The sequence below is a fragment of the Pseudomonas sp. NPDC090752 genome, from assembly GCF_055584805.1.
Window position 1 is genome coordinate 280,401 of sequence record NZ_JBVJLI010000007.1, and the last position, 6,427, is coordinate 286,827.

At 64.1% G+C, this 6,427-nt stretch carries 7 protein-coding genes and 1 pseudogene; 6 read left to right on the forward strand and 2 right to left on the reverse strand.

The genetic code is table 11. The features are described 5' to 3' along the window. Nucleotides 1-55: 55 nt before the first annotated feature. Nucleotides 56-940 carry a LysR substrate-binding domain-containing protein gene (locus ACZ6YA_RS12670; RefSeq protein WP_465897448.1) on the reverse strand — a complete coding sequence of 295 codons (885 nt, stop codon included), beginning with the start codon at nt 938-940 and terminating at the stop codon, nt 56-58. Between the two features lie 135 nt (nt 941-1,075). Between ACZ6YA_RS12670 and ACZ6YA_RS12675 the strand changes: the two genes are divergently transcribed. From ACZ6YA_RS12675 to ACZ6YA_RS12695, 5 genes and pseudogenes are all read left to right on the forward strand, one after another. Continuing rightward, a complete protein-coding gene (locus tag ACZ6YA_RS12675; protein ID WP_465897449.1) occupies nt 1,076-2,116 on the forward strand; it encodes an agmatine deiminase family protein in 1,041 nt (346 codons plus the stop codon). After that, on the forward strand, nt 2,113-3,009 hold the full coding sequence (aguB, locus tag ACZ6YA_RS12680; RefSeq protein ID WP_465897450.1) for an N-carbamoylputrescine amidase: 897 nt from the start codon (nt 2,113-2,115) through the stop codon (nt 3,007-3,009). Before ACZ6YA_RS12675 ends, aguB begins: the two co-directional genes overlap by 4 nt. Before the next feature lie 2 nt (nt 3,010-3,011). Beyond that, a complete protein-coding gene (locus ACZ6YA_RS12685) occupies nt 3,012-4,097 on the forward strand; it encodes an extracellular solute-binding protein (protein WP_465897451.1) in 1,086 nt (361 codons plus the stop codon). Nucleotides 4,098-4,100: 3 nt separating this feature from the next. Beyond that, nucleotides 4,101-4,241 carry a twin-arginine translocation signal domain-containing protein gene (locus ACZ6YA_RS12690; RefSeq protein WP_465897452.1) on the forward strand — a complete coding sequence of 47 codons (141 nt, stop codon included), beginning with the start codon at nt 4,101-4,103 and terminating at the stop codon, nt 4,239-4,241. After that, a pseudogene (locus tag ACZ6YA_RS12695) lies at nt 4,229-4,564 on the forward strand (agmatine deiminase family protein); the annotation flags it as partial. The gene ACZ6YA_RS12690 and the pseudogene ACZ6YA_RS12695, both read left to right, overlap by 13 nt. A gap of 71 nt (nt 4,565-4,635) precedes the next feature. Here the strand turns inward: ACZ6YA_RS12695 and ACZ6YA_RS12700 are convergent. Beyond that, nucleotides 4,636-4,902 carry a PepSY domain-containing protein gene (locus ACZ6YA_RS12700; RefSeq protein ID WP_465897453.1) on the reverse strand — a complete coding sequence of 89 codons (267 nt, stop codon included), beginning with the start codon at nt 4,900-4,902 and terminating at the stop codon, nt 4,636-4,638. A 221-nt stretch (nt 4,903-5,123) separates the two neighbouring features. Between ACZ6YA_RS12700 and ACZ6YA_RS12705 the strand changes: the two genes are divergently transcribed. Next, a complete protein-coding gene (locus ACZ6YA_RS12705) occupies nt 5,124-6,302 on the forward strand; it encodes an acetyl-CoA C-acetyltransferase (RefSeq protein WP_465897454.1) in 1,179 nt (392 codons plus the stop codon). The last annotated feature ends 125 nt before the right edge of the window (nt 6,303-6,427 follow it).

Here is a 6,427-nt window from a genome sequence, read left to right on the forward strand (position 1 = left end):
GGCGATTCCGTTTGATCAGAGGGTGAGACTACCCCCGCAGGTTATCCGACACATATTACGGGGTGTTTGAGGGGATGCAAAACGGCGCTTGCTCCGCCAGCTGGCTTTGCAGCCACTGCAGAAAGCGCCGCGCCAAGGGATCGTCCTGGCTATCGCGATGCACCAGGCAGGCCCATGCTGGCCCACGCACGCGCTGCGCCGAGAGCGCCTGCAAGCGCCCCTCCTGCACCGCACGCTGGGCCAGCAACTGGCTGACCAGGGCGATACCCAGCCCTTCACTGGCGGCATCCAGCAACAAACCGGGGTCGGAGAAGTTCAGCCCCTTGCCCTGCTGCCCGACATTTTCGCCACCCTCCAGCTGCCAGTGGCTCCAGTCCATTTCCCGTTCACCGTGCAAGGTGGTGCGTGCAGCCGAAGACACCAGCGAGGGGTGGCAAGCCGGATACAACCTATCCTGATGCAACATGCTGAAACTGCATTCGGCCTGCGCACTCAGGTCGTCGCGGATGGCCAGGTCGATGGTCTCGGTGGCCATGTCCGGCACTTCGAAACTGGTGAACAGCCACAAGTCCACCTCCGGGCAGCGCTGATGAAAATCAGCGAGCCGCGGCAGTAGCCAGTGCCGGGCGAAGGCCGGGCTGGTGTTGACCACCAGTTGGTTGGGCTTGCGGTATTGCTCCAGTCGGCGAATACCCACGGCCAGGTGCTGCAGCAGCGACTGGGTGGTGCTGAGCAGGTCATGCCCGGCATCGGTGAGGCTCACGCTGCGGCCGGCACGGTGGAACAACGGCTGTTCCAGGTAGGACTCCAGGCTGCGAATCTGTTGGCTGATGGCGGACTGGGTGAGGTTGAGCGCCTCGGCAGCCTTGTGAAAACTGCCGAGCCGCGCAGCCGCTTCGAAGCCTCTGAGCGCATTGAGGGGTGGCCACTGTTTGAGCATGATCGATAAGCCCTGCTGATCAGATATGCACTAAATCTATCGTTTGCCGCGCCCACTTCATAGCCATAGCATTGACACCAACACCCGCGACGGCGGGCTTCGTTGATAAAAATCCTTAATAGATCGGAGTTCTCTATGCACCTGTCCCTCGACAGCGGCTGGCGCATGCCCGCCGAATGGGCCCGCCACGCTGCCACCTGGATGATCTGGCCACACAATCAAGCCCTCTGGGAAAACGGCTGGAACGTCAACCTGGCCGACGTGCAACGCGACTATGCTCGCGTCGCCGCCGCCATCGCCCGCTTCGAGCCGGTGAAAATGGTCGTTGATCCCTCTGCACTGGAAAGCGCTCGCGCCCTGTGCGGTGCCAACATCGAGCTGATCGCGCTGGCCGTTGACGACAGCTGGTGCCGTGACAGCGGACCCAGCTTCCTCTGCCATCCACAACATGGCCTCGCCGGGCTGAGCTGGCGCTTCAATGCCTGGGGCGGCAAGTCCCAGCATGGCCACGACCGCAGTCTGGGCCGACGCATGCTCGACCACCTGGGCCTGGACGGTTTCAGTACACCCTTGTGCAACGAAGGCGGTGCGATCCATGTGGATGGCGAAGGCACGCTGATCACTACCGAATCGGTACTGCTCAACCCCAACCGCAACCCCGGCATCAGCAAGGCCGATTTCGAGCAATGCTTCGCCCGCTTCCTGGGCGTCAACAAGACCATCTGGCTGCCGGGCGACCCGCAGTACGTGACCGGCGACATGACCGACGGCCACGTCGATGGCGTGTGCGCCTTTGCCCGCCCCGGCGTGCTGCTGGTCGATGCCACCCATGACCAGGGGTCGGTCTATGCCGAAGTGGTGCGCGAAAACCGCCGCGCCTTGGCGCTGGCCACCGACGCCCAGGGCCGGCATTTCGAACTGCTCGACCTGTACGAGGCCAGCGCCGCGGTCGATCAGGACGCCGAAGTATTCTGCGCGTCCTACACCAACTTCTACATCGCCAACGGCGCGATCATCATGCCGGCCTACGGCATCGCTGCCGACGCCGAAGCCGCCGCACAACTGGCTCACGCCTTCCCGGGCCGGGAGATCGTGCCGGTGCGCATCGACCATATCGCCCACGGCGGTGGCGGCATCCATTGCATCACCCAGCAACAGCCGGAGGTCTGCCGATGAGCCTGCTGCGCGTCGCCACCACGCAGATGTCGTGCAGTTGGAACCTGCCCGACAACCTTGACCGCGCCGAGCAACTGGTGCGCCAGGCCGCCGCACAAGGGGCCCAGGTGATCCTGCTGCAGGAGCTGTTCGCCACGCCGTACTTCTGCATCGAGCAGGACCACCGCCACCAAGCCCTGGCCGAGCCGTACCCGCACAGCCCTACGCTGCAACGCTTCGCCGCCCTCGCCGGCGAACTGGGCGTGGTATTGCCGCTTAGCTGGTACGAGCGGGCCGGCAATGCCTTCTTCAATTCGCTGACCGTGGCCGACGCCGACGGCCGCCTGCTCGGGGTCTACCGCAAGACCCATATCCCCAATGCCATCGGCTATCAGGAGAAGGAATACTTCAGCCCGGGCGACACAGGCTTCAAGGTCTGGGACACCGCCTTCGGCCGCCTGGGCATCGGCATCTGCTGGGACCAGTGGTTCCCCGAGACTGCCCGCTGCCTGGCGTTGATGGGCGCCGAAGTGCTGTTGTTCCCGACCGCCATCGGCTCCGAACCCGGCGCCGCCGAACTGGATTCGCGCGACCATTGGCAGGTCGCCATGCGCGGCCATGCCGCCGCCAACCTGCTGCCGGTGGTCGCCGCCAATCGCGTGGGCCGCGAAGTGGCGCAAACCGACGAATCACTGGCCATGCGCTTCTACGGCTCATCGTTCATCTGCGACCACAAGGGTGCGCTGCTCACCGAAGCAGACCGCGGCAGCAGCGGCATCTGGCTGCACGACCTGGACCTTGCGCGCATGCGCGAAGACCGCCTGAGCTGGGGCATCTACCGCGATCGCCGCCCGGAAATGTACGCGCCGCTGCTAACCCTGGACGGCACCCACCCCCACGTCGCGAGGACCTGACCATGAAGCTGCCTGCTATGGCCGCGCTCGCTCTGGCACTGTGCACCAGCCAGGGTCACGCCGACCAACCGACGTTGCGCCTGTACAACTGGGCAGACTATTTCGCCGAGGACACCCTCAAGCAGTTCACCGCCCAGACCGGCATCCAGGTGATCTATGACGTGATGGACGGCAGCGAGGTGCTCGAAGCCAAGCTGATGTCCGGGCGCAGCGGCTACGACCTGGTGTTCCCTGGCGACACCGTGGCCGAACGCCTGATGCGCGCCGGCAGCCTGCAGCCGCTCGACCCTGCACGACTTGAGGCGCTGGACGACATCGAACCCGGCCTGCGCAAGTTGCATGCGCAATACCCCAAGGCCAGCCAGGCGACCGTGCCCTACACCTGGGGCACCATCGGCCTGACGGTCAACGCCGCCAAAATCCGCGAGCGCATGCCAGATGCGCCGCTGGACGACCTCGACCTGCTGTTCAAACCAGAACTGGCGGCCAAGTTCGCCGACTGTGGAATCTCGGTGATTGACTCGCCAGACGAAGTGCTGGCCGTGGTCCTCCATTACCTGGGCCGTGAGCCGCGCAGCGCCAAGCGTGAAGACCTGGCCGCAGCCAGCGAACTGCTCAAGGCAGTACGCCCGTACATTCGCAAGTTCCAGTCCCAGCCGGTGACCGAACTGGTCAACGAAAACCTCTGCCTGTCGCTGGGCTACAGCGGCGATGTGATCCAGGCCCAACGTACGGCGACGGCTGCCGGCAAGGCGCTGGACTTCCAGTACCGCGTCCCGCGCCAGGGCACCACGGTGTGGATGGACACCATGGCCATCCCCGCCGACGCCAAGCATCCCGAATACGCCTATCGTTTCATCAACTTTGTCATGCGCCCGGCGAACATGGCCGCGATCAGCAACTTCACCGGCTACCCGACGGCGAGTGCCAAGGCACGCCAGGCGGTCGACCCGCAGATGCGCGACAACCCCGACATCTACCTCGACGAAGCCACTTACGCCCGCCTGATCCCGGGCCGTGACATCCCGCAAGCCGACATGCGCGCACGCATGCGGGTGTGGACGCGCTTCAAGACTGCACAGGACTGACACATGCCAAACCGTAGAACCTTCCTGCAATTGTCCCTGGCTGCTGGCCTTGGCGCCGGCCTCGGCCTGCCGCTGGGCCTGGCCCGCGCCGACGAGCCGGGGCGCTGGTTCATGCCCGACGAGGGCGAGCTGATTACGACGTGACCCGCAAGCACCTGGACATTCTCAAGCAGGCGACCGACGCCGAGGGCCGGACCCTGCAGGTACACCTGGTTTCGCCACCGCTGCGCGGACGCCGCAACAGGTTCAGCAAGCATGCCGACTTCGCGGCGGGCTATATCAATTACTTCGTCATCAATGGCGCGATCATCGCCCCGCAGTTCGGCGATGCTCAGGCTGACGAGAGGGCGCGGGCATTGCTGGCCGTGTTGTATCCAGGGCGCGATATCGTGCAGCTGGACATCGATGCGATCGCCGCAGGCGGTGGCGGCATCCACTGCGTCACCCACCAGTGCCCGGCGATCTAAACCCTTCGCCTAAGCCGCGAATCCTAACCTGTGGCAGCGGCTTCAGCCGCTCCCACAGGGGCATCTCGACATCAGTCTTCGATCTCGGTCTTGACCGCCTTTCCAGTGACCGGGTCATGGTAGATCTCGACCTTCTTGCCTTCCTTGTTCAAGCCGTAGATTTCGTAGCAGTTGCCTTTGGTGACTTTGAACTTGTTGATCGTGTAACCCTGCTCCTCGAGCTGGGCCTGGAACTTTTCCGGATCTTGCCAGGTGCTTTTGTCAGCGGTGGTGCATTGAGTGGCGGCGAATGCGCTGCTGCAGCCGAGAAGCAAGGTGATGGCAATCAGGGTACGCATGGCTATGAGCTCCAATCAGTTGAGTGAAACAACACGATGCGCGTCCAAGCCCCATCAAGCTTAGCCAGCGGCGCAGGGTTTGCCTGTTTCCTGCAGAGAAGCCATTCATTTGCTTTTCACATCAATGGCAAAGAAAAACAAACTTAACAAATGAGCCAAACCCACCGAAGCTGAAGGCACCGCGCCCGCTCGGCGCCCACCCGCACACGGAGAACAACAAGATGAACGATGTGGTCATCGTCGCCGCAACCCGTACCGCCATCGGCAGCTTCCAGGGCGCCCTGGCCAACGTGCCCGCCGTCGACCTCGGCGCGGCCGTGATCAAGCGCCTGCTGGAGCAGACCGGGCTGGACCCGGCGCAGGTCGACGAAGTGATCCTCGGCCAGGTACTCACCGCCGGTGCCGGGCAGAACCCCGCCCGCCAGGCCGCGATCAAGGCCGGCCTGCCCTACAGCGTGCCGGCGCTGACCCTGAACAAAGTCTGCGGCTCCGGCCTCAAGGCATTGCACCTGGCAGCCCAGGCCATCCGCTGCGGCGACGCCGAGGTAGTGATCGCCGGCGGCCAGGAAAACATGAGCCTGGCCCCGTACGTCATGCCCTCCGCCCGCACGGGCCAGCGCATGGGCCACGGTCAGTTGATCGACAGCATGATCACCGACGGGCTGTGGGATGCGTTCAACGACTACCACATGGGCATCACGGCGGAAAACCTGGTCGAGAAATACAGCCTCAGCCGTGAACAACAGGACGCGTTCGCCGCCGAATCGCAGCGCAAGGCGGTAGCGGCCATCGAAGCCGGCCGCTTCACGGACGAAATCACGCCGATCGTGATGCCGCAGAAAAAGGGTGACCCCAAGGTCTTCGACCGTGACGAACAGCCACGCCCGGACACCACCGCCGAATCCCTGGCCAAACTGCGCCCGGCCTTCAAGAAAGACGGCAGCGTCACCGCGGGCAATGCCTCCAGCCTCAATGACGGCGCCGCCGCGGTGCTACTGATGAGCGCGGCCAAGGCCAAGGCGCTGGGCCTGCCCGTACTGGCAAAGATTGCCGCATACGCCAGTGCCGGCGTCGACCCAGCAATCATGGGCATTGGCCCGGTAACGGCGACCCAACGTTGCCTCGACAAGGCCGGCTGGCAACTGGGCGAACTGGACCTGATCGAGGCCAACGAAGCCTTCGCCGCACAGGCACTGGCGGTGGGCAAGGCGCTGGAATGGGATGCGGCGCGGGTCAACGTGAATGGCGGGGCGATTGCCCTGGGTCACCCGATTGGTGCATCGGGCTGCCGGGTGCTGGTTACCCTGCTGCATGAAATGATCAAGCGCGATGCCAAGAAAGGCCTGGCCACGTTGTGCATTGGCGGCGGCCAGGGTGTGGCGTTGGCGATCGAGCGTTGATCAGGGATTGAGGCGGGCCGCGCCGGCCTCTTCGCGGGTGTACGACCGGAGACATCGTTTACATAGTAAACCGGGGACATGGTTTACACATTTGAGGCTTGGACGCGGTTTTCGCCTCGTCCAAG